This is a genomic window from Acidobacteriota bacterium (assembly GCA_039030395.1).
Taxonomy (GTDB): Bacteria; Acidobacteriota; Thermoanaerobaculia; order Multivoradales; family JBCCEF01; genus JBCCEF01.
In genome coordinates, this window is the sequence record JBCCEF010000013.1 from 1 (window position 1) to 26773 (window position 26773).

Consider the following 26773-nt stretch of genomic DNA (forward strand, 5'->3'; position numbering starts at 1 on the left):
CCGCCACCGGGGGGTACGTAGAGCAATGGTCTTCCCATGCCCTAGGGAGACGCAGAGGGAGACGAGGATCGCTCGCAGCCGAAAACGCTCTTCCCCGAAAACTGCATAGACGCGCCATTTCGACTTTCAGGTGGCACCCTTGAGAGGGCGCACCTTTGAGGGGCAGCTCGATATTCGGGTAGCACCTTTGAGGGGGCAGCTCGATATTCGGGTGGCACCTTTGAGGGGCACGACGAAAACCCCGCTTCCAGGTGCCGGGAGAGGGAATGGCACGACATCACGCGGCCTAGACGGTCACGGATCGGCGGAATCCCGCAGGGTCGTTCGAGCCGCCTCGTAGGCACCGGTCAGGTGGGTGGCACCTTTGTCCGCCGCCAGCTCTTCCAGCCGCAGACCGGCCAGGGCGAGGAAGGTGGCGGCGCGCTCCGTTTGAGTGCGCTCACCTCGTCCGGCGGCGGAGTCGAAGGCTCGGCGATCGAAGGTCTGAACGTGGTCGGCCACCCGCACCATCATCCGACCGAGGGCGGCGAAGGCGCCGTCCGATAGCGGCGGGTCGCCGCGGTAGATGGCGATGCGGCCCTCCGGGAGCAGATGGCCTCGCGGATCGAGGCCGACGAAGCGGAGGAACCAGTCGGCCCGGAAGCGGCCTTCCGCCGCCACGATGCCGGCGTAGTCGGCGATCAGCTCGTCGAGCAGGTGGTTGCGCATGGAGCCGAACACCCGGCGAGTGAAGTAGTGGGCGGCTTCGTGGTCGCGGCGGATGACGAAGGACTTGCGCCGCCACTCGGCTTCCTCCAAACCCAGTTCTTCCGCCGAGACGGCGCTGTACGGCCCATCGCTCAGGATCATGAAGCGGTCCTGATACCGCTCTTTCTGCGGCAGGATGCGACGCAGTTCTTCTCCCCAGGTTGCCGTTTCGCGCTCGGCCGGGTCGGTGGCCTCCCAGGCTCGGCGCAACCGGTGCAGGCGAGCCCAGTTGTTGTAGCCGGCGAGCATCTGGGCGCCCATCGCCTCGGGAATGGTCGCCGGTTCGTTGCGCCGGGAGAGGGCGCGCACCAGGGCCACGAATTCCTGCCGCCCGGAGTCCTGGATGCGAAGCACCGGCACTCGCCCGGCCGGACTCTCGAACAGTTCCAGTTCGAGGCGGGAGGGATCGTCCAGTTGGAGTCCGGTCGCCTCGTCGAGGGAGGTGGGATCCACGCCCTTCAAGGTGGCGGCGCGGTAGGCGGAGGACTTGCTGATGCCCTCGCGCACCGGAAAGGCGAGCTGCGGCAACTCGGCCCGGAGCACCTCCCAGGCCCCGCGACGGCGCGCGGCGTTTTCCCACTTCTGCCAGCAGGCGACGAAGGCTTCGTCCGGCAAGGGGAAGGACAAACCGCTGGCGGCGGCCGGATCGAAGCGGTTGTCGCCGTAGTTCCGAAGCTCCGCGGCCTCCCCAGGATTCGCACCCAGAGCCATATAGAGAGAAGCGAAGCTCTCCTCCAACAAAACGTCTTGCGCGTGTCGACTCATCGTGCTACTTTACCAGATCGACATACGCTTTGAAATGAATGTTTTCAACGACTTGCGCGAGTTTGTGAACGCCGTTGCGCAGCGTCCGGAGGGCGGCATGGCACGGCTTTCCAGAGTCGCCGCAGGCGCGGCGGCGATGGCCCTTGCCTTGATCTTGGCCGCTTCCCCTGTCTTCGCAGCTCCCCCAGCTCCCGGCCTGACCCTGCTCGAAGCCCTCCGCCTCACGTTGGAGAACGATCCGGCCATCGCTCGGACGCTGGTGCAGTCGGATCTGGCCGAGGGCAGCCGGCTCCAGGCAGCCGCTACCTTCGATCCCCTGGTGACCTCCGGCGCCACCCGGCTGGATACCGAAACACCCACCGGCGAGGACTCCTCGACCGAGGAGGAAACGTACCTGCTATCGGCCGGCGTCGATCAACTTCTCCACAGCGGCCTGCAGCTCACCCCGACGGTCTCACTGCAGCAGGACCGGGAGGACGGCGGCAGCAATGTCGGCACCCTGGCGATCGATTTCCGGCAGCCGTTGCTGCGCGGCCGAGGATCCGCCACCGTCACCGCGAACCTGCGAGCCGCCGAGATCGAGACCGAAGCGGTGGCGGCGGACGTCCGGCAGACCCTCTCTCTCCGCCTCCTGCGGGTCGCCCAGCAGTACTGGCAGGTGGTGGCGGCGAGGCGCAATCTGACGGTGTTCTCCGAGAGCGAGCGGACCTCCCGCGAACTGCTCGAAACATCCGAGCGCCTGGTGGAGGCGGATCTGCGGCCGGCGGCGGACTTGATTCTCCTCGAGGCGGATCTCACCGCCAAGGAGACGAGCCGCATCGCCGGCCAGCAGGCGCTGTTTGCCGCGCGCCAGAACCTCGGCCGGGAGATCGGACTGTCGGCGGAGGCCATCGCCCGGCTGCCGATGCCTTCGGATCCCCTGCCGGTGGTCGCTCCGGAAGACCTGCGCGGATCCGGCGACGGCCTGGCTTTCGTCGCCCTCGCCCTGCGCTGGCGAGACGATCTGCGGGCCGCCCGATTGCGCGAGGAAGCTGGCCGGATTCTGGCGCGCGCCGCCGAGAACGGCCTCAAACCACGCCTCGACCTGCTGGTCACTCCCAGCTACACGGGATTCGTGGCGGGCGACTCGGTGGGCGACCTCTTTTCCTCGCCGCTGGAGAATGTACCTGGGGTGAGCACTTCCGTCGGACTGAGCCTCGGCCTACCGCTGCGCAACCGCCGGGCGGAGGGCCTGCTGCTGCAGGCGGAAGCTCTGCTGACGAGTGCCCGCCTGGATGTGGAGGCGCTCGAAAAGCAGCTCGGCGCCGATGTACCTTCGGCCCTCGACGGCCTGCGGCGCAACGCCGAGCAATTGGAGAGAGCGCAACGCTCGGTGGAACTGTTCGCGCGGGTGGTGAGCAACGAGGCTAAGAAGCTCGGCGTGGGCGCTTCGACCCTAATCGACGTGATCTCGCAACAGGACCGCCAGACGGCGGCGCAGCGGCAGCTCGTGTCGGCTCAGTTGTCCCTCGCCCTGGCGCTCCTCGACCTCCGTTTCCGGACCGGCACATTGGTCCGAAGGATCGGCGACGGGGGCGAACTCCGGCTGAGCGATTTCGTGACCCTGCCGGAGCCGTCGCCGATGGTTCCGGTCCGGCCGGACTCCGGCCCCTCCCCTTCCGCAGGAGAATTGCCGTGATCTTCCGAAAAGTCGCCCTCGAAAGGTTGTCGTCGCCGGAACAACTCGACCAGCTCTTGCAGGTCACCACCCCACGGGGCTGGCTGGCGCTGGCGGCCCTCGGGGCACTGATCGTTTCGGCGCTGGTGTGGGGAGTCTTCGGCTCGTTGCCCACGGAAGCCCCGGGATCGGGCATTCTGTTGCGCCGGGGCGGAGTGTCCGACGTGGTGTCGAACGTCAGCGGCCAGGTCGAGGAGGTGCGGGTGCGGGTGGGAGACACCCTCGAGCAGGGACAGGTGGTCGCCACGGTCCGCCAGGAAGCCCTCGAACGGCGGATCGACGAGACCGTCGCCAAGCTCCAGGCCCGCCAGCAGGAGCTCGACGACATGATGGGCTTCACCGCGGAGCAGGAGCGCCTACAGACCCGCAACCGGGCACAGGAGCGGCGGAAGCTCGAACGCACCCTCGAAACCCTGGACACGGATATTGCGCTCCTTCAGGAACGCATCGCGGCACAGGAGGACCTGCTGACGGACGGCCTCATCACCAAACAGGATCTGGTCGCCAGCCAGCAGGATCTCAACAACCTGCAGGACCGGGTGGCCTCCACCCGCCTGGAGCTGGCCTCCCTCGACCTCACCCGCCTGGAGAAAGAACAGGTTTCGGAGCAGCAGATCGAGCAGCAGCGCACCGAAGTGCGCGACCTGGAGTTCGAAATCGCCGACCTGCGGGCGCAGCTCCAGGAAGACTCGCAGGTCCTCTCGCCAGTGGCCGGCCGGGTGCTGGAGTTGATCGTCGATCCCGGCGATGTCATCAGCCCGGGCAAGGCGCTCCTCAGCATGGAGATGCTGGGCGAAAAGGTGATCGCAATCCTCTTCGTGCCGGCCTCCGACGGCAAGAAGATCAAGCCGGGCATGGAGGCCCAGGTCTCCCCCTCCACCGTCAAGCGCGAGGAGTTCGGCTACATGTTGGGCCAGGTGAGCTGGGTGGCGGAGTTCCCTTCGACCCGCCGCGGCATGATCCGCCTGCTCGCCAACGACGATCTGGTGACGGGGATGATGGCCGACGGACCACCGATCCAGGTGGAGGTGGAGTTGGAGCGCGATGCCTCCACCCCGACGGGCTTCCGCTGGTCTTCGTCGCGCGGCCCGGAACTCGAAATCACCAGCGGCACCCTGGCCGCCGGCAGCGTGGTGATCGAGCGCAACCAGCCGATCCACCTGGTGATTCCCACGGTCAAAGAAAAGCTTGGAGTCTAGGGGTCCGATGCTGAAAACCCTCTGGAAACGAATTCGCGGCGGCGCCGGCGAGGCCCGCCGAGACAAGACGCCCACGGTGCTCCAGATGGAGGCGGTGGAGTGCGGCGCCGCCAGCCTGGCGATCATCCTCGCTTTTTACAAGCGCTGGGTGCCGCTCGAAGAGCTGCGCATCGCCTGCGGAGTCTCTCGCGACGGCTCCAAGGCCAGCAACGTGATCAAGGCGGCGCGCACCTACGGCCTCACCGCCAAGGGCTTCAAGAAGCAGCCGGAGTCCCTCCGGCGCCTCAAGGGGCCGGCCATCCTGCACTGGAACTTCAACCATTTCCTGGTGCTCGAAGGGTTCCGCAAGGGCAAGGTCTTTCTCAACGACCCGGCGATGGGACCGCGGGTGGTGACCGAGGAAGAGCTCGACCAGTCCTTCACCGGCGTGGTACTCACCTTTGAGCCGAACGAGGAGTTCGAGGCCGGCGGCCAGGCGCCCAACATTTTACCCGCCCTGGCGCGCCGGGTGGGCGGTTCCCGCACCGGCCTACTCTACGTGGTTCTGGCCGGTTTGGCGCTGGTGATCCCCGGCCTGGTGGTGCCGGTGTTCTCCAAGGTGTTCATCGATCAGGTGTTGCTCAGCGGCCGCCTGGAGTGGTTGCGGCCACTGCTCCTGTGCATGGGTTTGACGGCGCTCATCCTGGGCGCTTTGACCTGGCTCCAGCAGCATTTCCTCCTGCGCCTGGAAACCAAGATCGCCCTCGCCGGTTCGAGCCGTTTTCTGTGGCACGTCCTGCGCCTGCCGACGGTGTTTTTCAGCCAGCGCTTCGCCGGCGACATCTCGACCCGGGTGCGCTCGAACGACCGCGTGGCGCAGCTTCTCTCCCGCGACCTCGCCACCAACGCCCTCGGGGTGATCGTGATCGTCTTCTACGTGGCGGTGATGCTGCGCTACGACGTCCTCTTGACGATGGTCGGCATCGTGGCGGCGTTCCTCAACGTCGTCGCCCTGCGCTTCGTCGCCCGCAAGCGGGTGGACGGCAGCCGCCGGCTGCTGCAGGAGAAGGGCAAGCTCAACGGCACCGCCATCGGCGGTTTGCAGATGATCGAGTCCTACAAGGCGTCCGGCAGCGAAGCGGATCTCTACTCCCGCTGGGCGGGCTTTCAGGCCAAGGTGGTCAATATCCGCCAGGACCTGGAGCGCTACACCCAGTTCCTGAACGCCGTGCCGCCGCTGCTGGCAGCCCTCACCACCGCCGCGATCCTCGCCATCGGCGGCCTGCGGGTGATGGAGGGGGAACTCTCCTTGGGCAGCCTGATCGCCTTCCAGGTGCTGATGGCGAGTTTCATCGCCCCGGTCAGCCAACTGGTCAACCTGGGCGGCAAGGTGCAGACCGTCGAAGGCGACATGAACCGCCTCGACGACGTGCTGCGCTACCCGGTCGACTCGTCCGTGAAGGTCGATGACGAGGATGAACTGGACGAGGACGAACCGATCAAGCTGGCCGGCCGGCTGGAATTACACCACCTACAGTTCGGCTACAGCCGGCTGGATCCGCCGTTGATCGACGGCTTCGAACTGACCCTAGAACCGGGTTCGCGGGTGGCCCTGGTGGGCGGCTCCGGCAGCGGCAAGTCGACCGTCGCGCGGCTGGTCACCGGCCTCTACCAGCCGTGGAGCGGCGAGATCCTGTTCGACGGCCGAAAGCGCGAGGAGATCCCCCGCCGAGTGCTCACCCAGTCGCTGGCGGTGGTCGACCAGAGCATCTTCCTGTTCGAGGGCACGGTGCGCGAGAACCTCACCCTGTGGAACTCGACCATCCCCTTGCCAGAGGTCGTGGCGGCGGCCCGAGACGCTTCTATCCACGAGGACATCGCGGCCCGCAGCGGTGGCTACCAGAGTCTGGTGGAAGAGGGCGGCAGCAACTTCAGCGGCGGCCAGCGGCAGCGCTTGGAGATCGCTCGCGCCCTGGTGGTGAATCCTTCGCTGCTGGTGCTCGACGAGGCCACCAGCGCCCTCGACTCGACCACCGAATCGCTGATCGATCAGAACCTCCGCCGCCGCGGCGCCACCTGCTTGATCGTCGCCCATCGCCTGAGCACCATCCGCGATGCGGACGAGATCATCGTCATGGACCAGGGGAAGATCGTGCAGCGCGGCACCCACGACGAATTGATGGTGGACACGGAGGGTCCCTACGCGGCCCTGATTTCCAATGAGTAGCCGCCGATGAACGAGCCCACCACCCCCGCCGCGATCGGCGACCACGCCGGCGGCGGCTCGCCGTTGTCGCTGCCGAGCAACCGCACTCTGGACCTCACCCACTCCGAGAGCCGCCTGTGGCTGGTCGACCGGGGCCGTCTCGAATTGTTCATGGAGCCCTGGGACGGCGGACGCGCCACCGGCCCTCGCCTGCACTTGGGCGAGGTCACCGCCGATGGCGGCTTGCTGGCGAGCTTCGAGGCGGGCGGCCTGCGGTTGATCGCCGTCGCCACGGAGCCGACGGAACTGACGGAAGTGAACCGGGGCGAGGTCACCACCGCCCCGCAGAGAGACGACGCCGCTGAGGCTCTAGGGCGACGCATCGACGGCTGGATCGCTTCCGTGACGGAGGCGGTGCCCCGGCCTCCAGCGCCGCACCATTTGACGCCACTCCGCAGCGACGGCACGGAACAGGCACTCGAGGCCAAGAAACCCGCCGGACGCCCCGCCAAGGGTCTCCTGTGGGTGCGCCTGGAGAGCGGCGAAGCGCGCTATTTGGGCATCCCGGAGCTGGCCCTGGCGGTGGGGGAAACGGTGCCTTCGACGGGCGATCTGTGGCTGACCGGCGATGGCGAGACGGTGGTTTCCGCCCGCTCGACTCAAGAGCTATTGAAGGCCGGCACCCTCGAAGATCATCTGCGGGCCTTCCACCAGCGCTTCTTGACCTGGCTCGAGATCGAGCGCCGAACGATCGACGAGGAAGAACGACAACGCCTCGGGCTGGCCACGGAACTCGATCGGCGGTCGGTCGAGTCAGCGACGGAACGGCTGGTGTCGATTCTCGACAGCGACGATTCCGGATCCTCCGCCACCGCCACCGTCAGCGAGCCGATGATCACCGTGTGCCGCCTGATCGGCGAATTTCACGGCTTCGAGATCCGGATACCGCCGGAACCGGAGTCCGGTAAGAAGCGCAAGACCCGGCTGGAGGAGATCTGCGCCGCCTCCCGCCTGCGCAGCCGTCGGGTGCTGCTGCGGGACGACTGGTGGCGCCACGACAACGGTCCGCTGATCGGCGTCCGCCTGCTCGGCGAGGGCAAGGAAGAGGACGATCGGCGGGCGGTGGCTCTGCTGCCCACCTCGCCGCGCAGTTACGACATGGTCGATCCGGTCGAAGGCACCCGGCAACCGGTCGACAAGGAAATCGGCGAGGCCCTCGACGGCAACGCCTTCATGCTCTACCCGCCGCTGCCGGAGGGTCCCCTGGGGATTAGGGATCTGGTCCGCGCCGCCTTCAAGGGACGCCGCCGGGACGTGATGACCCTGATCATGATGGGCCTTTGCGGCGGCCTCCTGGGCATGGTCGTGCCGTTGATCACCGGCCGGCTCTTCGGCCAGGTGATCCCCAGCGCCGACCGATCGCAGCTCGCCCAGCTCGGCATGGCCCTGGTGGTCAGCGCCGTGGCGACGGGGGTGTTCGAGATCGTCCGCGGCATCGCGATGCTGCGCCTCGGCGCCAAGGTCGATGGCTCGGTGCAGGCCGCCGTCTGGAACCGCCTGCTCTCGCTACCCATGTCGTTCTTTCGCCGCTACACCGTCGGCGACCTGGCGGACCGCTCCCTCGGCCTCGACGCGATCCGCGAACTTCTCGCCGGCAACGTCACCTCGACCCTCCTGACGGCGATCTTCTCGGTGTTCAGCTTCGGTTTGCTGTTCTACTACTCCTGGCGCCTGGCGCTGGTGGCAACGGCGATTGTGCTGGTGCTGATGGTCACCACCACGGTTCTGACCCTGATGCAGATTCGCCGCCAGCGGCCCCTGTTCGAAATTCAGGGGAAGATCGCCAGCCTGCTTCTGGGACTCCTCCATGGGGTATCGAAGCTGCGCGTCGCCGGCGCCGAAAAACGCGGCTACGCCTTGTGGGCGGGACGCTTCGCGGAGCAGCGCAGTCACGCCATGCGGGTGCGCCATGTCGCCAACCTGCAGGCAGCCCTGAACTCGTTCTACGGGGTGCTCGCCTCGATCGCCATCTTCGCCATGCTCGGCCTGTCCCAGAAGATCCAAATGCCGATCGGCGACTTTCTGGCCTTTATCGCCGCCTTCAGCCAGTTCCTCGCCTCGTCCCTGGCGATCATCGGCGTACTGTCCAGCGTGCTCGCCATGGTCCCGACCTACGAACGCCTCGTCCCCATCCTGGTGGAGCCGCCGGAGGTCGACGAGAGCCGAGTGGACATCGGCGATCTACGCGGCGACATCGAGTTCAACCATGTCTCCTTCCGCTACAAGGAAGACGGTCCGCTGATCCTCGACGATGTGTCTCTGGAGGCCAAGCGCGGCGAGATGGTCGCCCTGGTGGGACCTTCGGGGTCCGGCAAGTCCACCTGTATCCGCCTGATCCTCGGCTTCGAGACGCCGGAGGCCGGCTCGATTTACTTCGACGGCCAGGACCTCTCATCCCTCGCCCTGCAGTCCGTTCGGCGGCAGATCGGGGTCGTGCTGCAGAACGGCGAACCGATGGTCGGCGACATCTACTCGAATATCGTCGGCAGTTCGAACCTCGGCATCGACGCCGCCTGGGAGGCCGCCGCCATGGCTGGCCTGGCGGAGGACATCGCCGCTATGCCGATGAAAATGCACACCATCATCAGCGAGGGTGCCGGGACCTTCTCCGGCGGCCAGAAACAGCGGCTGCTGATCGCCCGGGCGGTGGTCCACCGGCCCCGGGTGTTGCTGTTCGACGAGGCCACCAGCGCCCTCGACAACCGCACCCAGGACATCGTCAGCCGGAGCCTGGAGCAGTTGGACGCCACCCGCATCGTGGTCGCCCACCGGCTCTCCACCATTCTGAACGCCGATCGGATCTACGTCATCGACCGGGGAAGGGTGATGGAGTCGGGCACCTACGCCGAACTGGCCCGGGCGGGCGGCGTGTTCTCCACTCTTGTCGAGCGCCAGGAAGTGTGAGGCCTGCCGTGATTTGCACCACACCACACCTTGAAATCTTTGGGGCAACCACCGGGGAAGCACTATGAGAAAGGTCCTCTACCTTTTCGGCCAGCTCGACGACGGTGATGTCGAATGGCTGACCGAAACGGGCCACACCCAGAACGTCGCACCGAACGAGGCGATCATCATCCAGGACGAACCGGTCGACGCCCTCTTCATCCTCTTGCGGGGTGGCCTGTCGGTCTACCTCGGCAGCGGCGGCGGCGAGCGCGAAATCGCCCGCCTCGGCGTGGGTGAGATCGTCGGCGAAATGTCCTTTGTCGATGCCCGACCGCCGTCGGCGACGGTGCGGGCGCAGGACGAGGGCATCGTCTTCGCCATCTCCCGGGCGGCCCTGAACGCCAAGCTGGCGGCGGACATGGGATTCGCCGCACGCTTCTACAAAGCCCTGGCGATCTACCTCTCGACCACCGTACGCGAACGCCACCGCGCCCTCGGCTTCGGCTCCGAGGAAGACCTCGCTACCCTGGCCGAAGAAGACACCGAGTTCGACGAATTGGATCCCAACATTCTGGACACCCTCGCCCTCGCCGGCGATCGCTTCGACCGCATGCTCAAAGAACTGCTCGAAGACTAGCAGCACTGCTGAAGAAGCGCTTCGCGCATGATTTCAGCAGCGCTGCTAGTCGTGTTGTCAGGGGGCTAGGCGCCCCCTCAGCCGAAAAGAACTGCCTTTTCGGCTTCACCCCATCCTCGGCGGCTGTTCGCCGCCGCTTCACCCTTCGGGCTCAGGTCTGACTCCTGGGTGCTGAGGCAGATTCTCAGCGTCCTGCTAGAATTGCCTTTTACGAGCTGACGCCATGCGGTGCCCCCAGTGCCAATTCGATAGCCCACCGGAGATGCGCTTCTGCGGCCATTGCGGCTGCGGACTGGCGGCCTCCTGCCCTTCCTGCGGCATCGAGGCGCCGCCGGGATTCCGCTTTTGCGGCCACTGCGGCACTCCCCTGAGCGTAGGTCAGGTCGCACCGGTTCCGTCCGCTCCCCCGGCGGTCGCGGCCCAGGCGACCGCCACCGCGCCGCCGACGGTGGCCGCGTCCGCTCCCCCACCGGCGCCCAAGCCGGCGGTGCATCCGACCCGCGCCACGGCGGAGGTGGAGACCTACACACCCGCTCACCTGGCGGACGAAATCCTGCGCTCAGCCGCCGCCCTGGAGGGTGAGCGCAAGCAGGTCACGGTGCTGTTCTGCGATCTCGCCAACTCGACGGCGACGGCCGAGAAGCTGGGCGCCGAAACCATGCACGGCCTGTTCAAACGGATTTTCGAAATCACCCTGGAGGAGATCCACCGTCTGGAGGGCACCGTCAACCAGTTCCTCGGCGACGGATTTATGGCCCTCTTCGGAGCGCCGATCACTCACGAGGACCACGCCCGACGCGCGGTGATGGCGGCGCTGGCGATCCAGCACCAACTGCGCGAGGCGCATGCGCAAATGGGCGGCAAGCACGGGGTCCAGCTCCAGTTCCGCATCGGCATCAACACCGGACCGGTGGTGGTGGGAGGCATTGGCGACAACCTGCGGATGGACTACACCGCCGTCGGCGACACCACCAATCTGGCGGCGCGACTCCAGGGACTCGCCGAACCCGATGACATTTTGATCAGCCAGAAGACCGAGCGGCTGGTGCGCAACCTGTTCGCGATGGAAGGGTTGCCGCCCACCCGGGTCAAGGGCAAAAGCAAGCCGGTCCAGGCCTTCAAGGTGACCGGCCTCTTGCGCGGCGCGCGCCAGGCCAGCGCCTTCGAGCGCGAGACGTCGAGCCCCTTCGTCGGCCGCCGGCGGGAGCTGTCGATTCTGGACGATGTGCGGGAGCGCGCATTCGAGGGAAGTGGCCAGGTGGTCGGGATCACCGGTGAAGCGGGCAGCGGCAAGACACGCCTGGTCAAGGAATTCTGTAGCTCCATGGATCCGGCCTCCTTCACCCACCTGCGCGGCACCTGCCTGTCCTACAGCAGCACCACCCCGTACCTGCCGATCATCCAGCTCCTGCGCCAGGCCGGCCAGATCACCGCCGCCGACCGGGACGAGATGGTCGGGCGCAAGCTGTCGGCGAACCTGAAGCGCCTGGGCTGCGACCCGGAAGAGCACTTGCCCTACCTGCTGCGCCTTCTCGGCAGTCCCACCGAAGACGAGGAACTGGCGAACATCGAGGCCGTTACCCTCCAGAACCGGACCTTCGCGACCCTGTTGCGGATCTTCCTGAATGCCTGCCGCCTTCGCCCTCTGGTGCTCGAAGTCGCCGACCTGCAGTGGATCGACAGGACGTCCGAACAGTTCCTGGAGACGCTCATCGAGTCGCTCGCCGGGGCGCCGATCCTGCTGTTGCTCAGTTTTCGCTCCGGCTACACGGCGGACTGGACGGAAAAGTCCTTCGCCACCCAGATTCCCGTGCGCCCGCTCTCGAAGTCGGACAGCCTCGAGTTGGTCACCGCCCTCCTGGCGGAACGCGAACTGCCGGCGGATCTCACCGAGATGATGCTCGCCAAGGGCGAGGGCAACCCCTTCTTCCTGGAAGAGATCGCGCGGGCGATCTCCGAGGGAGACGACGACGCCAGCGTGCCGGACACGGTGCAGGGGGTGTTGATGGCGCGCATCGACCGCCTAGCGGAGGAGCACAAGCGCCTGCTGCAAACCTCCTCGGTGCTCGGGCGGGAATTCTCGCAGAACGTTCTGGCGGAGGTCCACGGCGACATCGGCCGGTTGCTGAAGGATCTCAACCGCTGGGAGTTCCTCTTCCCCACCCCCGCGGACAACGACCGGTACCAGTTCAAACAGGGGCTCACCCAGGAGGTGATCTACGACAGCCTGCTCACCGATCGTCGGCGGGCACTGCACGCCCAAGCCGGCGCGGCGCTGGAGGCGCTCTACGCCGATCGACCGGACGAAGTCCTCGACCTCCTCGCCTTTCACTGGAGCCGCTCCCCTCACGCGGAACGAGCGGTCCGCTACTTGATTCTGTTCGCCCGGGCGGCCGTCGCCGAATTCGCTCACGGAGATGCCGTGAGCGCTCTGCGGCGAGCTCTCGAACGCATCGCGGAGCTGCCCGAGAGCAGCGAGCGAAACGAGCAGACCCTGGAAGTCGTCCTGTCCATCGCGGAGTCGCTCCTGCCCCTCGCCCAGTTCCCGCAGACCCTCGAACTCTTGCAGCAGCACGACCAGCTTCTGGACGAGGTGGACACTCCCGCGATCCGCGGTCGGTTCGAATTCTGGCGCGCTCACACCTATAGCTATCTCGGCGTCCAGCAAGAGGCCCGTGAGGCCGCCCAGCGATCGATCACCGCCGCCGGTGAGGCGGACGACCCGATCACCCGGGGGCAGGCCTGCTACGTGCTCTCGCGGGAGGGCTTCTGGACCGGTCGGTTTGCGGAAGGCAGCCGCTACGGGGCCGAAGCCCTCGAACTCCTCGACGCCCCCGGCGGCCGCTGGTGGCAAGGCCAGGCCTACTGGACCAACGCCTTCAACCACTTCGCCGTCGGCGAGTTCGAAGCCGCCTTCGAGGCCATCGCGCAGGCGACGGCCCGCGGCGAAGAACTGGAGGACTACCGCCTCGACGCTTCCTGGAGCACCGGCTACTTCCACGCTGCTCTGGGAGATGGAGCGGCGGGAATCTCGCACTGTGAAGGCGGCCTCGAGCGGTCCAAGGACCCGATGAACTCCGCCGTCGCCGGGGGATTCCTGGGATATGCCTACTGGGTCGACGGTCACCGGGAGCGGGCCGCCGAGGCCCTGAGGACTTCCGTCGAGGTGCTCGGTCAGGTCGGCATGCTGCAGCTCGCGGGCTGGTTCTCCGCCTACCTCGCCGAGGTGGAACAGGCCGAAGGCAACGCCGAAGAGGCTCTCGCCAAGGCGCGAGAAGGGTTGGAGATGACCCGCAAGGCACACTTCCGCTTTGGCGAAGGGCTATCCCAGCGAGCCCTCGGGCGCATCGCCCTGGAGCGGCGCGACTTCGACGAGAGCAGCGACCACCTCGCCGAAGCTCTGAGAGTATTCGAGCGGTTGGGAGCTTCCTACGAAGCCGCCCTCACCCAGCTCGATCAGGCGATCGTCCTTCACCACCGCGGGCAGCACAAAGCCTTCCGCAAACTCGCGGACCAGCACTTCGTCGTTCTCGACGGCCTCGGGGCCCACACCGCGATGGAGCGCTCGAGAGCCCGCATCGAAGCGTTGCCGAATCCGCCTCTGAGCGCCGTTTCCTAGCTTTCAATGGAAGCGGGGAGAGCGGCATCCTTCCCCTCGACAAACTGAAACAGCAAGTAGGCCTTGGCTTCGAGCTGGCCGTTCGGGCGTGCCACCAGCTTGCAGTGACTCAGACGACGCACCGCATGGCCCGCCAGGCCCACCTCGTCGGCGGGCCAGTCACCGCGCGCCGTCCAATAGGTATCCACTCCCGAGGCCTGGAGAAAGGCCTCGGCCTTCGCCGCGCTACACAGGCCGGCGCGCGTCCACCGCTCCAGCAACGAGCGCCACCGAGGGTCCTTCTCCGGTGGCGACCTGAAGGATCCCTCCAAGCCCACCCGCGGCAGGACCTCCACCCCGGAGTCCGAGCCGAAGACGAGGTCGAAGGAAACGTGGGGCCGCTCGACCCCGGCCATCAGACCCCCGCCCCGCTCGACCGCCGCCATCACCGACGGAGGCACCAGCGGCCGCAGCACCCCGGCGGCGTCGGCCATCGGCAGTCCGACCCACTCCACGCGCACCGGAGCGCCGGGCCGGGACCAGAGTCCGAAGGCATAGAGAACTCGCGCGCCCCGCGGCATGCGTCGACTCCACTCGTCGATTGTGCGGCTCTGCGATCGGGATAGCTCTCGCCGACGGAGGATTCCCAGGACTTCGCTCAACTCCACGCCGCCGGGAGTCCGCTCGATGCAGACAATCGGGAGGGGCAATCCCCCGCTGGGTGACTCGCCCAATGCCGATCCGACAGGCAGGTCCAGCTCGATCCACAGGCGGCCTGAGTCGGCCAATGAGCCGCTCCGCCAGCCTTCCAACAGCTCCCGGAAGGCCTCGGAATCGAAGGCCTTGACCAAGGCTCCGGAAGGCAGTCTCCGGTCGATGCGAAAGGACAGGTCCACCTGCTCGCTCGCAGGCGCCAGTCGGCATTCGAAAGCAAAGAGAAGGCGCCCGGGCAGAAAGCCGGCGCAGTAGGAGAGGTTCCGCCCTGCCGCGGGTCGGACTAAATCGGCAGGAAGCCGCTTCCTGAGAAGCGGCCACCAGGCCGCGAGGGTGCGGGTCACCCGATGCGGTTCAGACGTCTGAGATCAGCCGCCACCGCCCGGCGGGGGCGGCGGAGGATCGGACGAAGACCAGCCGCCGGCGACCTCGTCGAGATCGTCGTCGGAGATTTCTTCGTTGAGATCCGCCAGATCATCCGGACTCAGGTCGTAGCCCTTCGAGCGAGCCCAGACGGACCAGGTGGCCAGGTCTTCCGCCAGGCTCTCAAACTCGGCGCGAAGCGCGGCGTCGCGTCCCAGATCTTGCTGAAACCTGATCAGGTCAGTGTTTGTCATCTTTTCTTTTTCCTTCTGTAGATTCCTGAATATGACAACAAACTATGCTCCCGGCACGCCTGCTGTCAAGACCAGGACAAGGCCCCGGAGGACCTGATGGGCGTTGGCCCCTTGATCGCTAACCGCAACAAAGTAAAGAGCCTTTTGCCCCCCTCGGGAAGCCCACAGAATCGTTGGACAGCCGGCAGTTCTCGTTCTTCGACGCGAGCGACTCGGCGAGCGGCGGGCTTCACACCGGTTGCTTGCCGGCGGTGGTCGACAGTAGGAAAGTGCGCGCGAAGACCAGCAGGCTAGCGAAGTACCCCGTGGAGCGGGAGCGGCGATCTTTCGAAGATCTTCATTCCGCGCCGGTGGGCCTGCGCGACGCCTTTCCTACTGGATGTCCGGGCTACGCTCGATCTGCCCGGAGCAGCACCAGATGGAGCAGATGCCACCGGTGGCCTCTTCGATCTCGTCGTCGGCGAGGCCATCGATCTCCGTCTCGTCCATGCCATCGATCTTCTCGAGTGCCACTTCTCTCAGCTTGTCCTTGTCCATTGGGAATTCCTTTCTCTCATTCGCCGATCGGCACCGGCGAGGCGGCGGCCCGACGATCTTCCGCAGCTAGAACAGATCCCACATGCCGTGAGTCGAAAGCCCCAGCTCCGGCAGGCCGGAGCCTAGGCGTCGCGCTTCGCGCTCCACGGCGACCACCCCCTTGGCAGAAGGACAAACGACTTACCAAAATACAACCATTGTCAGCTTACCATAAAAAGATGATATTAAGTATGCCTGCTATCACATACAACTTCATTGTCCCAATGACAGAGCGCGCCGCTCCTATCCGGCGCTCGGCCGAAGTGTGACCGGCCGGAGGGCCGCCACTCGATCTTCACCGCGCAGCAAGAGGTGGTAGGCAAACCGCTCCTGAGTCATGCGCAAGCCACAAGCATTGGACACTCCGTGCAACACCTTGAAAAGGGCCGGAAACACCGGACCCTCGGCAAAGGGATCGATGACATAGACCGGATCTCCTTCGAATCGTCGGAGGTAGTCGACGAAATTCACCAGCGGCCGCGCCTCCTCCTCGGACACTCGCAGCCCGGCCATCAAGGAGCCGCTGATGGCGGACGTCCGAGCCCGTTCTTCGAGCCGGGCAATGGAGTTCCCCGCTTGTCTCCGGCCGAGCAGCGGCAAGCGAATGATCCAGTCGCGGTGATACGAAAAGTAGGCCGCCAGCCGTTCTCGTGACCAGCCCAACCCGGCCAACGACGTGCTGACGATCTCCACCAGGATTCGCAGGCGACCGCCGGCGGTCAGCAGACCGGACCGCGGCGCCGCCATGAGACCGACCAACCGTTCACAGCAGGATGCCGCCGCGCGGCCGAAGAGTTCACGGTAGGTGGCATCTTCCAACAACGGCCCACCGCCCAAGGACACGGCACTGGGCCGGTACTCGGTCCAGCGCAGGGTGAGATTTGGGTAGGGACTTTCGACATCGTCTTCGAGATCGATGGCCGGGAGGCTCCGCCCCACGGCAGGGCCGGGGGTGTCGGTGCCTTTCCCGTCTTCTGCGAAGCGGGCGAAGCGGGCAGCGAGTTCGTGCCGCAAGGTGGGCACCTGCGGCGCTTCGGCATACCCCCTGAGTTTCAGGTGTTCCCCGCCCTTGGGATAGCGCAGAAACCACAGCCAACCGGCCTCCCCCATCGCCCTGCGCAAGGGAGCGATGACCTCGGCGATCACCGCGTCCAGCCGACCGCGAGCGTAAAGATTGGCGGTCAGGACGGGATCGGCAGAAGATCGGTTATCGGTCACGGGAGGCTACCCAATGGAGGCGGTCGGGAGATGTTATCCGGTGAGCCGTCGGCGAGACGTCCTCACGGCAGCTTCTTGTGACCCATCCCGGAACCGGTGACCGGACCTCGGCGGCGCGGTAGACTCGCGATTCTCGCCGCGCCCAGCGGCCGCATTGTCTATCACGGGGAATCAACGATCATGCATAGCTACCGAACTCACACCTGCGGAGAATTGCGCCCGGCGAACGCCGGCGAGGAAGTTCGCCTTTCCGGCTGGCTGCATCGCGCTCGCAATCTGGGTCAGCTTCTGTTTCTCGACCTGCGCGATCACTACGGACTCACCCAGTGTGTCATCACCCCGGAGAGCCCGCACTACGCAGCGGCGGCGGATTTACACCATGAATCGGTGATTCGCGCAACCGGCAAAGTGGTCGCACGGGAGAGCCCGAATCCCGAGCTGCCGACGGGACGAGTCGAGGTGATGGTCGACGATCTCGAAATCCTGTCGGCAGCCGAGGTGGTACCGCTACAGGTGAGTGGCGCCCATACGGAGCCCGAGGACATCCGGCTGCGCTACCGCTTCCTCGACCTGCGGCGGGAGAAACTGCACCAGAACATTGTGTTGCGGTCACAGGTGGTCTCCGCCATCCGGCGGCGCATGACGGAGGCTGGCTTCCAGGAGATCCAGACCCCGATCCTGACCGCCAGTTCGCCGGAGGGCGCGCGCGACTATTTGGTGCCCAGCCGACTGCATCCGGGACAGTTCTATGCCCTTCCCCAGGCACCGCAGCAGTTCAAACAGCTCCTGATGGTGGCCGGTTTCGATCGTTATTTTCAGATCGCACCTTGCTTTCGCGACGAGGACGCCCGGGCGGATCGCTCGCCGGGCGAGTTCTACCAGCTCGACGTGGAGCTTTCCTTCGTCGATCAGGAGGATGTCTTCCAAGCCATCGAGCCGGTGATGGCCGGGCTCTTCGCGGAGTTTTCGGATTCTGCCGTAACCCCTCCGCCCTTCCCGCGCATCCCCTACGCCGAAGCGATGCTCAAGTACGGCAGCGACAAGCCGGACCTGCGCAACCCGATCGAGATCTCGGACGTCACGGAAGTCTTCCGCGGCTCCGAGGTGAAGATCTTCTCCGGCGCCATCGAGAACGGTGCCGTCGTTCGGGCGGTACCGGCGCCGGGGGCGGCGGACCGGTCGCGGAGCTGGTTCGACAAGCTCACCAAGTGGGCTAAGGAACTCGGCATGCCGGGACTGGCGTATGTCGCCTTCGTCGAAGAGGGTCTCAAGGGCAGCCTCTCCAAGGCCATCGATCCGGAGCTAGCGAGTCGCCTCCAGGAGACCTGCGGTGTCACCGTGGGCGACGCCCTCCTCTTTACCTGCGACCCACCGTCCCAGGCGGCGGCCTATGCCGGCGCCCTGCGCAAACGGATGGGCGAAGACCTGGAGCTGCTGGAGGCAGACGCCTACCGCTTCTGCTGGATTGTCGACTATCCGCTCTATGAGCGCGACGAGGAAACCGGCCGAATCGAATTCAGCCACAACCCGTTCTCCATGCCCCAGGGCGGGCTGGAGGCGTTGCAGACGGAGGACCCTCTGTCGATCCTGGCCTACCAGTACGACATTGTGTGCAACGGCGTGGAGCTGTCCTCCGGAGCGATCAGGAATCATCGGCCGGACATCATGCTCAAGGCCTTCGCGATCGCCGGCTACGGTGAGGACGAGGTGCGCGAGCGCTTCGGCGGCATGTTCAACGCCTTCCGCTACGGTGCGCCGCCGCACGGTGGTTTGGCCCCGGGAGTCGACCGCATCGTCATGCTCTTGGCCCGCGAGCCGAACATCCGCGAGGTCATCGCCTTCCCGATGAACCAGCAGGCACAAGATCTCCTGATGGGCGCCCCGGCCGCCATCAGGCCGGATCAACTGGCGGACGTCCACCTCGCCCTCGATCTGCCGGAAGGGGACGACGACTGAGGTCCGCCACGGCCTCGAATTGTGGTTTGACCCTCTTCCGGCCCGTTGCTATTCTGCGGCCACGGAATTCTCCAGCGGTTTCGGTCGTAAGTCCGTTCAGACCAGTGTCTTCGCTCGCAGAAAGGAGCCACGATGCTCAATCGCATCGGTAACCTGATCCGGGGATTCTTCAGCCTCTTCATCTCCGGAATCGAGAAACAGAATCCCCGCGCCCTGATCGAGGCGGAGAAGGAAAATCTACGCCGCCAGATTTCCCGTTTCAACGAGAGTCTGGCGCAGCACGCGGCCTTCGTCGAGCGCCTGATGCGGCAGGTCAAGAACCTCGAGAAACGCGAGAACGAACTGGCCGCCAAGGCCGCCGCCAATCTCAAGGTCGGCAATCGTGACGCCGCCGGGCAGTACGCCCTCCAGTTGAAGACGGTGCGCGAGCAGCTGGAAGAGAACCGGGTCCAACTCGAAGCCTCGGACGAGACCTACAAGAAGCTGGTCAAGTCGCGCGATGTCTCCGTCAAAGAAGCGCGCGAGAAGATCGAGAGCCTGAAGCGCCTGCTGACGGAAACGGAGATGCTCGAAGCGCAGGCCGAGCTGCAGGAGATGGCGAAGGGCATGATCACCGAGATCGGTGGCTCCGGCGACACCCTGAACCGGGTGGACGAGTACCTGAAGGAGCGCCGGGATTTGGCCGCCGGGCGGGCGCGAGTGGCCTCTTCGAGCATCGACACCAGCGAGGTGGAGCTGCTGGAAGCCGAACAGAAGGCCCTCGCCGACCAGGCCCTGAACGAATTCGCCGCCGCCTACGGCATCGAAATGCCGGCGACCGAAGGCACCGAGACGACCGAAGCCCCGGAGACGACCCCGCCGGCCAAGCAGATGGGGCCGGAGTTGACCGAAAGCTGAGCTAAAGCGCTGCCGCGGCGGGAAGCGGCCGAAGCGGCGCAGAATCGATACATCGGGAGGAACCCATGGCAGACAACGTCGGACCCACCAAACTGGGCAAACTGGTCATCTTTTTGTTCGTGCTGGCCTTGCTCGGCGGCGCGATCTACTTCTTCTGGGACTTGATCGCTCCGGGCGGCCGGCAGGCCGGCGACATCGACCTCGATGAATTCAAGAAGTACGAGGCCCCGGACACTTCCGGCATCACCACCGTCAACGAATACGCCTACGTGGCGGCGGAAAAGCTGCCGCCGGTCCAGGGGGTCAGCAACTACCAGTGGGACGAGGCGGAGAAGATCGTCCATTTCCCGATCAATGTGTGGGTCGGCTGGCTGCCGATCGTCGCCGCCAACGGCGGCTTCCGGCCGAATGAAGAGAGCATCTTCTTCAAGGAGCATGGCTTCAAAGTCAATCTCAAACTGATCGACGACCCGGTGGTGGCGCGCGACGCCTTCGCCTCCGGGGAGAGCCACGTGCTGTGGGGCACCCTCGACATGATGGCGCTCTTCGCACCGGACCTGATGAAGGATTCCCGCACCGCACCGCGCATCGTGCAGCAGGTGGACTGGTCGAACGGCGGCGACGGCATCGTGGTGCGCGACGGCATCCAGAGCGCCAAGGACTTGAAGGGCAAAACCATCGTCTACGCCCAGAACAGCCCGTCGCAGTATTTCTTGAACAACCTGCTGCTCAATGCCGGCATCCAGCCGTCGGAGGTGAACCACAAATTTACCGCCACCGCTTTCGAGGCGGCCGCGGCCTTCGTGTCGGACTCCTCCATCGACGCCTGCGTTTCCTGGGCACCGGACATTTACAACATTCCCGAGAACGTGCGGGGCACCCGCATTCTCACCACCACCGCGGAAGCCAACAAACTGATCGCCGATGTGTGGGCGGTCCGGGCGGACTTCGCCCAGGACCACCCGGAGATCGTGCAGGGTTTGGTCTCCGGCATCTTCCAGGGCATGGAGCGGTTGAAGGACGATACGTTCAAGGCCCAGGCCTTCCAGTGGATGAGCGATGGGTACGGCATGCCGGTGGACGAGGTGCAGGCGATGGAGGCGGACGCCCACTCGACCAACTTCGCAGAGAACAAGGCCTTCTTCTTGAACCAGAACGAGCCCGCCAACTTCGAGCGCACCTGGAAGAACATCACCTTCGTGTACCGCGAGTTGGGTTTGATCGGTACGCCGGTGCGGTTCGACGAAGTGATGGACTTCTCGTACTTGAAGGCCCTCGATGCGGCCGGCACCTTCGCCCATCAGAAAGACGAATACCGCACCACCTTCGCCCCCACCAGCTACTCCAAGGTGCGGGCCGAGGCACCGATCCTCACCCAGACGATCCGAATCAACTTCTACCCCAACTCGGCGAACATCTACGAGCCGCAGCACGACGAGTTCGACAATCCCGTCGCCGGTACCCTCTACGACCCCAACGTCAACGCAACGCTGGAGAAGGTCGGCCGGTTGGCAGGCCAGTACGAGCGCGCCGTGGTCGCCATCGTCGGCCACACGGACGCGTCGATGAAGGGCTTGGGGGTGCGCTTCGAGGACGTGAAGACGCTGTCCGAGGATCGAGCGCGCTCCGTGCGGGACGCCCTGACCAAGGAGTTCGAATTCGATCCGGACAAGTTCGTGGTCGAAGGCCAGGGTTGGAATCAGCCGGCGGACTCGGCCGATCCCAACAATCATGCCCTCAATCGGCGAGTGGAGATTTCGGTCTATCCGCCTGAGGCTCAGTGAGCCTCGGCGACGGCACCGGCGACCGCCGCTTCGAGTTGGCGGGCGATCACCGGCGTGCACAGGCCTCGATCGAGGGCCGCGCGCATCTGCTTCACCGTCAGGTCGAGGCCGCCGACGATATAGCCGAGGCACTCACGGTGGGAACAGTTGCAGGTGAATTCGTGAGCCAGATGGGTTTCGGTACCGGGATAGAAGAACGTCACCTCGTCGCCGACCGACAGCGGCTTGAGAGCGACAAAGGCCAGGCGCTCCGGATCGAAGATCGAGGTCGGAGCGCAGGCGTGGTTGACGAAGTCCAGGAAGTGATTCTGTAGATGGGTGTGCTCGTCGACTTGGATGGTGCGGAGCGTGCGCTCCGCCGTCAGCTCGTCCGGCGAGCACGCAAAGATCACTCCACTGACGGCCACGTCCTGCTGGGTGACGACCTTGAAGTAGCCTTTGTCATTGACGATTTGGACAGGATCCATAGGGGAAACTCCTCGCTAGGCGGCCGCGGCGCCGCGCTGGCCGGTGATCGAGCATCACGGTGGTTCGGCCATTCCGCTCGCGAACATGCTATTCAGCAAAAAGACGCATGTGCATACTAGCAAATCACTCTGGAAATTTCGATACGCATGCGGATCTGCGAATGCAAAGATGCCTGACACCCCGGCCCGCAACGGCTCGGAATCCGCGTCAGCGGAGGAAGACAGGGGCCTTCGATGAATAGAGACGCCGCAACGCCCGCCGATTCGCCGCTGGAGCCCCGGAACGGTGGCGGTTGGCTGAAGATCCGGGAAACCCTTCCCCGGTGGTTGGTGTGGCTCCTCGGCACTCTGCCCATTCTGGCCACGCTGGGAATTTGGTGGTTGATCACCGCCGGCGCAACGGCGGAATCGCGCATGATCTCGCCGGTCATCCTGCCCAGCCCCCTCGAAGTGCTGCGCTCGATTCCCTCGCTGTGGTTCGAGCGCGCTCTCACCCGCAATCTGTTCGTCTCCTTCGGGCGGGTGGTGGCGGGCTTCGCCGTGGCCGTGGCGGTGGTCTTCCCTCTCGGCCTGGCGATGGGTGCTTTCACCAAAGTCAAGGCCACCTTTAACCCGCTGTCGGTGCTCGGCGCCTACCTGCCGATTCCGGCTCTGGTTCCCTTGACCCTGAGCCTGTTCGGCACCGGCGAGTCGCAGAAGATCATCTTCCTGGCGCTGGCCTTCGGCATCTACCTGCTGCCCTTGATCGTGCAGGCGGTGGACAAAGTCGACGACGTCTTTCTGAAGACCGCTTATACCCTCGGAGCCCGCAAGATGCAGGTGGTCTCAAAGGTCCTTTTGGGGGTCGCCTGGCAGGACATCTACCAGGCGCTCCGCCTCGGATTCGGCATTGGCTGGAGCTACATCATCCTGGCGGAGATGGTCGATATCGGCCGCGGTGTCGGCGGCATCATCATTGTCTCCCAGCGCCAGGGACCGCGGGAGCACATCTATTTGGTGCTCCTGATCATCGTCGCCGTCGCCTTCTTGACGGATCGCATCTGGGCCTTCATCGGGCAGAAGCTTTTCCCCTACCGGGAGGGCCACCGATGAGCTGGTGGCGCCAGATGGCCCTTTGGAGGCGTGGTGAAGCCGCCGAACCGACGCCGACGGGCGAAGCCACCGTTCCTACGGAGCAGCCGACGGCCTCATCGCCGGTGGACGTACCGCCGGCCGGGCCGCCGCCGATCGTCGAGTTCAGCGGCGTCGAGAAGACCTTCGCCGCCGGCACCCCCAAGGCCTACACGGCGATCAAGGATGTGACTTTCCGGGTCGAGGACACCCCCGGCAAGGGCGAGTTCATCTCGCTGATCGGCCCGTCCGGCTCCGGCAAGTCGACGGTGCTCAATCTGATCCAGGGCTTTCCGGATGTCTATCCGCCAACCCGAGGCGAGGTGCGGGTGCGCGGTCGCCGGGTCACCGGGCCGGGGCGCGACCGCGGCATGATCTTCCAGAAGTACAGCTCCTTTCCCCACCGCACGGTTTTGAGGAACGTCACCTTCGGGCTGGAGGTCAACCGCGAGGAGTTGTCCTCGAGCCGCTCGGAAATGGACGACCGAGCGATGGACCTGATCTCGCGAGTCGGCCTGGCCGGCCACGAGCACAAGTACCCGCACCAGCTTTCCGGAGGTCAGCAACAGAGGGTTGCCATCGCCCGCTCGCTGGTGCTCCAGCCGCGCATTCTGCTGATGGATGAGCCCTTCTCTGCACTCGACGAGCCCACCCGCCACGAGATGCAGCGTCTGATCACCGAGCTGTGGCACGACGTGGAAGCCACCGTCTTCCTGGTCACCCATTCGATCTCCGAAGCGGTGTACTTGGGGGATCGCCTGTGGATTCTCACCCGGGCGCCGGGCACCATCGGCGCGGCCTTCGAGGAGATCCTGCCGCCGCGACGCGACGCCGACCCCCTCACGGAGCAGGAGACTCCTGTGTTCCAGAACGCCGTCCGGCAGGTGGCGGCGGCCTTCAGCCAGTTGGAGGCCGGCGCCCGCAGAGTGCGCGGGAGCGATTTCTGATGCCCGACAAGTCACTCGGTTTCGGGGACTACCTGAAAGCCGCCTTCTTTCGCAAAGTGAACGTGCCGCTCCTCGGCGCGGTGCCCTTGAACTTGATGCTGGTCGGCGTCTTCGGCGTACTGGGTATCGCGAATCCGGGGTTCTGGCTGCTGGGCGCCGCCGTTGAACTCGGCCTGGTCACCGCCACCGCTGCGAGCGAACGCTTCCAGAAGGTTGTGCAGGGCGAGGCCCTCCAGGCCGCCCAGCAAAGGTTCGATCACAAGGTCCAGAAGTCCATCGTCCGCCTGTCTCCCGCGGGCCGCGAGCGCTACCGCCGTTTGCTCCAGGAATGCCGGCGAATTCTCGGCATCACCGAGGGCATCGGTCGCGACGATCTGGGCGGCAATCTCGCCGACATGAAGGCGCGCAACCTCAACCAGCTACTGGGAATCTTCCTGCGCCTGCTGGCGTCGCGCGAGTCCATCGTCCAGAACTTGAAGGATCTCGACCGCGACATCCTGGCCCTCGAGATCGCGGACCTCCAAGAGCGCCTGGCGAAAATCGGCGACGAAGCCGATCCGGCGCTCCGGCGCTCCCTCGAAGGTACCCTGGAGATCCAGCAGCGACGCCTCGAGAACCTCGAACGGGCGGACAAGAGTCTTCGGGTGATCGACTCGGAGCTGGCCCGCATCGAACAGCAGGTGGAGCTGATCCGCGAAGAATCGGCCGTCTCCGGCGGCCCCGGCGCCCTCTCCACCCGCCTCGATTCGGTGACCGCCACGATGACCGAGACCCACCGCTGGATGGATGAGAATCGCGACCTCCTCGGCCCCGCCGGCCAGGACGAGGACTTCGAGTTGCCCGCCCTACCGACCATCCTCGAGGAAGAGACGTGAACGACGCCATGCCCGAATGGGCCGATCGTATGGGGCACCTGTACCGCTCCGGCTCGGCCAGCCAGTTCTTGCTCTACGGCAACGTCCACGACCTGGTACCGACGCCGCCGGCAGGCACCGGCGGACGCTTCGTCTCGCTGCGTCGCTTTTTGACCGAGGTGATGTTCGAGCCCTTCGATGTGGTGATCCACTACGACCGCGGCCGCGGTATCCGAGTGCGCAAGGGCGGCGACCACTTCCATCAGTTCTTGAAGATGTACGACTCCTTCCGGGGCACCTCCTGGGCGGCCCTGCCGGACACCGGCGAAGGCAAAGTCGAAACCCTCGACCTCGCCAATCAGCTCCCGCGGGACGCGCGCCAGGCGCTGGAGGTTCTCGACCGTTTCCTGCGCGGCAGCCAACGGCTGACGGAGATCGACGAGGAGGGTCGGCGGGTTCCGGCGCCGCTGCGGGTGGCGGTGGTGATCGACTACGCCCACTTCGTGGCGCCTCAGGGTGATCCGCTGCACCTCTCCGGGGAGCGCAGCCAGATCCTCATCCGGCTCCTCGATTGGGCCAGCGACCCGGCCCTGACGGAGGGCCTAGTCGCCACCGTCCTGATCACCGAGAACCTCGCCCAGATCCACCGCAGCTTGGCCGAGAACCCCTACGCCGCCAAGCTCTCTATCGAGCTGCCGACGGCGGACGAGATCCGCACCTTCGTCCTCACCGAGACCGACGGCGTGGACTTCGACCAGGCCAGCGACGTCAGCCGCGAGGCGCTGGCCGGCCGCCTGGTCGGCCTGTCGCGGGTGAATGTGCGGGCTCTGCTGCGCCGCGCCCTGGCGAGCGGGAACGGCGCCGAATCCGACCGCATCACCCAGGAATACTTGACGGACGTCAAGAAAGAACTGATCGAGAAGGAAGCCTTTGGCCGCATCACCTTCCTCGAATCGGACCGCACCCTCGATGACGTGGCGGGTCACGAGGAGGCCAAGGCCTGGCTGCGACAGGACGCCGAGCTCCTGAAGCGCGGCCGCCTACGGGCCATTCCCATGGGCTACCTGCTGTGCGGACGGATCGGCACCGGCAAGACCTTTCTGGTCCACTGTTGGGCCGGCGAGGTGGGCGTGCCGGTGGTCGAGATCAAGAACTTTCGGGAGAAGTGGGTCGGCGCGACGGAAGCCAACCTGGAGCGGGTGTTCGGCATCCTGCGCGCCCTCGGCCAGGTGATCGTATTCGTCGACGAGGCGGACCAGGCCACCGGCAAACGGGGCGGCGGCGATGGCGATTCCGGCCTCTCCGGCCGGGTTTACGGCATGCTCGCCCGGGAGATGTCGAAGACCGAGAACCGCGGCAAGATCATCTGGGTGTTCGCCACCAGCCGGCCGGATCTGGTGGAGGTCGATTTGAAGCGCCAGGGACGGTTGGATGTCCACATCCCGCTGTTCCCGCCGGGCACTCCCGAAAGTCGCCGCGACCTGTTCCGCGCCATGGCCCGCAAGGTCGGCCTGGGCATCGACCCGGACGACTTGCCGGACCCGCCGGACAATGAACAGATCGGCGGCAACGAGATGGAGGGCATTCTGGTGCGGGCGCTTCGCCTCTACGAGACCCAACCGGAGGACGAAGACCGCAAAGCCCTGCCGGAAGTGATCCGCGAGGTGCTGAAAGACGTGCGCCCTTCCGCCCACGTCGAGCGCCTCCAGTTGATGGACCTGCTGGCGGTCAAGGAATGCACCGACACCCGGTTCCTTCCGCCGCGTTTTGCAAAGCTGTCCCTGGGCGAAGTCAACCGGCGGATCGATGATCTTCGGATGCAGGTGAGGGAGTGACGAC

Annotated in this window: 19 protein-coding genes; 13 read left to right on the forward strand and 6 right to left on the reverse strand. The window is 65.6% G+C overall.

Features of this window, described 5'->3' with window-relative positions; genetic code table 11:
* Nucleotides 1-294: 294 nt before the first annotated feature.
* The gene (locus AAF481_13015; GenBank protein ID MEM7482089.1) at nucleotides 295-1512 is read right to left on the reverse strand and encodes a hypothetical protein; all 1218 of its coding nucleotides are present in this window, start codon (nucleotides 1510-1512) and stop codon (nucleotides 295-297) included.
* A 97-nt stretch (nucleotides 1513-1609) separates the two neighbouring features.
* Here AAF481_13015 and AAF481_13020 point away from each other — a divergent pair, with 97 nt between their 5' ends.
* The 6 genes from AAF481_13020 to AAF481_13045 all read left to right on the forward strand — a co-directional run bounded on the left by AAF481_13020 (nucleotide 1610) and on the right by AAF481_13045 (nucleotide 13815).
* Nucleotides 1610-3190, forward strand: a complete 1581-nt coding sequence (locus AAF481_13020; protein ID MEM7482090.1) for a TolC family protein — start codon at nucleotides 1610-1612, stop codon at nucleotides 3188-3190.
* Nucleotides 3187-4428 (forward strand): NHLP bacteriocin system secretion protein, encoded by a 1242-nt coding sequence (locus AAF481_13025; protein MEM7482091.1) that lies wholly within the window; start codon nucleotides 3187-3189, stop codon nucleotides 4426-4428. Before AAF481_13020 ends, AAF481_13025 begins: the two co-directional genes overlap by 4 nt.
* 7 nt (nucleotides 4429-4435) lie before the next feature.
* Nucleotides 4436-6634: an NHLP family bacteriocin export ABC transporter peptidase/permease/ATPase subunit gene (locus tag AAF481_13030; protein ID MEM7482092.1), complete on the forward strand. Its 2199-nt coding sequence runs from the start codon at nucleotides 4436-4438 to the stop codon at nucleotides 6632-6634.
* 6 nt (nucleotides 6635-6640) lie between these two features.
* On the forward strand, nucleotides 6641-9577 hold the full coding sequence (locus tag AAF481_13035) for an NHLP bacteriocin export ABC transporter permease/ATPase subunit (GenBank protein MEM7482093.1): 2937 nt from the start codon (nucleotides 6641-6643) through the stop codon (nucleotides 9575-9577).
* 64 nt (nucleotides 9578-9641) lie between these two features.
* A complete protein-coding gene (locus AAF481_13040; protein ID MEM7482094.1) occupies nucleotides 9642-10196 on the forward strand; it encodes a cyclic nucleotide-binding domain-containing protein in 555 nt (184 codons plus the stop codon).
* 223 nt (nucleotides 10197-10419) lie between these two features.
* Entirely contained in the window at nucleotides 10420-13815 is a 3396-nt protein-coding gene (locus tag AAF481_13045) for an adenylate/guanylate cyclase domain-containing protein (GenBank protein MEM7482095.1), read from the forward strand.
* Here AAF481_13045 and AAF481_13050 read toward each other — a convergent pair.
* The 4 genes from AAF481_13050 to AAF481_13065 all read right to left on the reverse strand — a co-directional run bounded on the left by AAF481_13050 (nucleotide 13812) and on the right by AAF481_13065 (nucleotide 16919).
* Nucleotides 13812-14690 (reverse strand): hypothetical protein, encoded by an 879-nt coding sequence (locus AAF481_13050; protein MEM7482096.1) that lies wholly within the window; start codon nucleotides 14688-14690, stop codon nucleotides 13812-13814. The two genes, AAF481_13045 and AAF481_13050, sit on opposite strands and share 4 nt — an antisense overlap.
* A gap of 186 nt (nucleotides 14691-14876) precedes the next feature.
* Entirely contained in the window at nucleotides 14877-15125 is a 249-nt protein-coding gene (locus AAF481_13055) for a Nif11-like leader peptide family RiPP precursor (protein MEM7482097.1), read from the reverse strand.
* Between the two features lie 372 nt (nucleotides 15126-15497).
* Nucleotides 15498-15662, reverse strand: a complete 165-nt coding sequence (locus AAF481_13060; protein ID MEM7482098.1) for a hypothetical protein — start codon at nucleotides 15660-15662, stop codon at nucleotides 15498-15500.
* A gap of 282 nt (nucleotides 15663-15944) precedes the next feature.
* A complete protein-coding gene (locus AAF481_13065; protein ID MEM7482099.1) occupies nucleotides 15945-16919 on the reverse strand; it encodes a lantibiotic dehydratase C-terminal domain-containing protein in 975 nt (324 codons plus the stop codon).
* 180 nt (nucleotides 16920-17099) lie between these two features.
* On the opposite strand from AAF481_13065, the gene aspS reads away from it, so the two are divergent.
* From aspS to AAF481_13080, 3 genes are all read left to right on the forward strand, one after another.
* A complete protein-coding gene (gene aspS / locus AAF481_13070; GenBank protein MEM7482100.1) occupies nucleotides 17100-18875 on the forward strand; it encodes an aspartate--tRNA ligase in 1776 nt (591 codons plus the stop codon).
* Nucleotides 18876-19007: 132 nt separating this feature from the next.
* The gene (locus tag AAF481_13075) at nucleotides 19008-19772 is read left to right on the forward strand and encodes a PspA/IM30 family protein (protein ID MEM7482101.1); all 765 of its coding nucleotides are present in this window, start codon (nucleotides 19008-19010) and stop codon (nucleotides 19770-19772) included.
* Between the two features lie 65 nt (nucleotides 19773-19837).
* The gene (locus AAF481_13080) at nucleotides 19838-21556 is read left to right on the forward strand and encodes a phosphate ABC transporter substrate-binding/OmpA family protein (GenBank protein ID MEM7482102.1); all 1719 of its coding nucleotides are present in this window, start codon (nucleotides 19838-19840) and stop codon (nucleotides 21554-21556) included.
* Here AAF481_13080 and AAF481_13085 read toward each other — a convergent pair.
* The gene (locus AAF481_13085) at nucleotides 21550-22023 is read right to left on the reverse strand and encodes an SET domain-containing protein (GenBank protein MEM7482103.1); all 474 of its coding nucleotides are present in this window, start codon (nucleotides 22021-22023) and stop codon (nucleotides 21550-21552) included. The two genes, AAF481_13080 and AAF481_13085, sit on opposite strands and share 7 nt — an antisense overlap.
* A 234-nt stretch (nucleotides 22024-22257) precedes the next feature.
* Between AAF481_13085 and AAF481_13090 the strand changes: the two genes are divergently transcribed.
* Genes AAF481_13090 through AAF481_13105 form a run of 4 tightly spaced genes read left to right on the forward strand, consistent with a single transcriptional unit; the run spans nucleotide 22258 to nucleotide 26769 of the window.
* Complete coding sequence (locus AAF481_13090) at nucleotides 22258-23115, forward strand: ABC transporter permease subunit (GenBank protein MEM7482104.1); 858 nt, start codon at nucleotides 22258-22260, stop codon at nucleotides 23113-23115.
* Nucleotides 23112-24080: an ABC transporter ATP-binding protein gene (locus AAF481_13095; GenBank protein MEM7482105.1), complete on the forward strand. Its 969-nt coding sequence runs from the start codon at nucleotides 23112-23114 to the stop codon at nucleotides 24078-24080. Before AAF481_13090 ends, AAF481_13095 begins: the two co-directional genes overlap by 4 nt.
* On the forward strand, nucleotides 24080-24955 hold the full coding sequence (locus tag AAF481_13100; GenBank protein ID MEM7482106.1) for a hypothetical protein: 876 nt from the start codon (nucleotides 24080-24082) through the stop codon (nucleotides 24953-24955). The genes AAF481_13095 and AAF481_13100 overlap by 1 nt, the downstream gene beginning before the upstream one ends.
* Entirely contained in the window at nucleotides 24952-26769 is a 1818-nt protein-coding gene (locus AAF481_13105; GenBank protein ID MEM7482107.1) for an AAA family ATPase, read from the forward strand. The genes AAF481_13100 and AAF481_13105 overlap by 4 nt, the downstream gene beginning before the upstream one ends.
* Nucleotides 26770-26773: the final 4 nt, after the last annotated feature.